Annotated in this window: 1 protein-coding gene; it reads right to left on the bottom strand. The window is 51.2% G+C overall.

All coding sequences use genetic code 11. From position 1 onward, the window contains the following. The coding region (locus tag ACTHS3_RS13250; protein ID WP_440368159.1) for a metallopeptidase TldD-related protein at positions 1 to 1,016 on the bottom strand (1,016 nt) is incomplete at its 3' end. Positions 1,017 to 1,366 lie beyond the last annotated feature (350 nt).

Raw genomic sequence — 1,366 nt, 5'->3', positions numbered from 1 at the left:
ATCAGGCGGGCGTTGGTTTCGTCCTGCATATAGCCGACCAAAATACCGTCTTCAATCAATACAGTACGGCGGGTTTCATTGCCTTCGTCGTCGATATTGAGCGAACCGCGTCTGTCGGCAATATCGCCTTGATCCACAACGGTAACGCCTTTGGCGGCCACACGTTCGCCGATTCTGCCGGAGAAAACGCTGGTTTCTTTGCGGTTGAAATCGCCTTCCAAACCATGTCCGACCGCTTCGTGCAGCAACACGCCCGGCCAGCCGTTGCCCAAAACGACGGTCATCTCGCCGGCAGGCGCAGGACGGGATTCGAGATTGGTCAGCGCTTGTTTGACAGCGGAATCGACAAACCGATGTACCAAGTTTTCATCGAAATACGCCAAATCATAACGTCCGCCGCCGCCTGCGCTGCCCTGCTCGCGACGCTCGCCCTGCTTGGCAATGACGGTAACGTTCATGCGCACCATCGGGCGGATATCGGCAGCGTGTTTACCGTCCAAACGGGCGATGTACACCATGTCGTATTCGCAGGTCAAACCGGCCATCACTTGCACGATACGCGGATCAGCGGCTTTGGCCAGCGTTTCGACTTTGTTCAACAGCGCGACTTTGGCGGCGGAATCAAGGCTGGCAATAGGGTCAATCGCCATGTGGACAGGCTTGCCGTAGGCAGGTGTCGGCACTTTGACGCTGGCTTCGCCGCCGGCCGCACCAATCACGCGCACGGCTTTGGCAGAGCGGTTGATTGAATCGATACACAGGCTGTCGGCGTAGGCAAAAGCAGTCTTATCGCCCGAAACGGCACGCACGCCCACGCCCTGATCGATTTGAAAGCTGCCCGATTTGACGATGCCTTCTTCCAAATGCCAACTTTCATAGGCAGTACGCTGACAATAGATGTCGGCATAATCGACATGATTGGCGCCAATAATGCTCAGGCTTTGGGCGAGCAAATCGGGGGAAAGATGGTTGGCTTCGAGCAAATCTCGCTGTACCGCGGCGTAGGTTTGTTGCATAATTTTTCAGACGGCCCGACAAGCAGGCAAAGTTAATTTGGCCTTGATTATACGGTATTTTATATGGCTTTGGATATGTTGATTGTTTGGGTTTATGAGTGATTGAAACAAATCAAAAGGCCGTCTGAAAGATAGGGTCGAAATGTTTGCCTTACCCTATTTCAACCGACCTGTTCGTTTGACGTTCAGAGCCTTTTCAATCACGGCAAAGCCAATACCGCAATTTAATTCCCATACAAAACAAATCATTACAACAAAACCCATTATTTTTTTAATTTTGCTATTGATAATAGTTATTATTAGCGTATAATCAAAACCACTCGGAAGACGTCCTAATCCGAGCCATTAAA

The sequence above is a fragment of the Neisseria sp. P0009.S007 genome (assembly GCF_051962515.1).
This window is presented reverse-complemented; position numbering and strand designations above follow the sequence as displayed.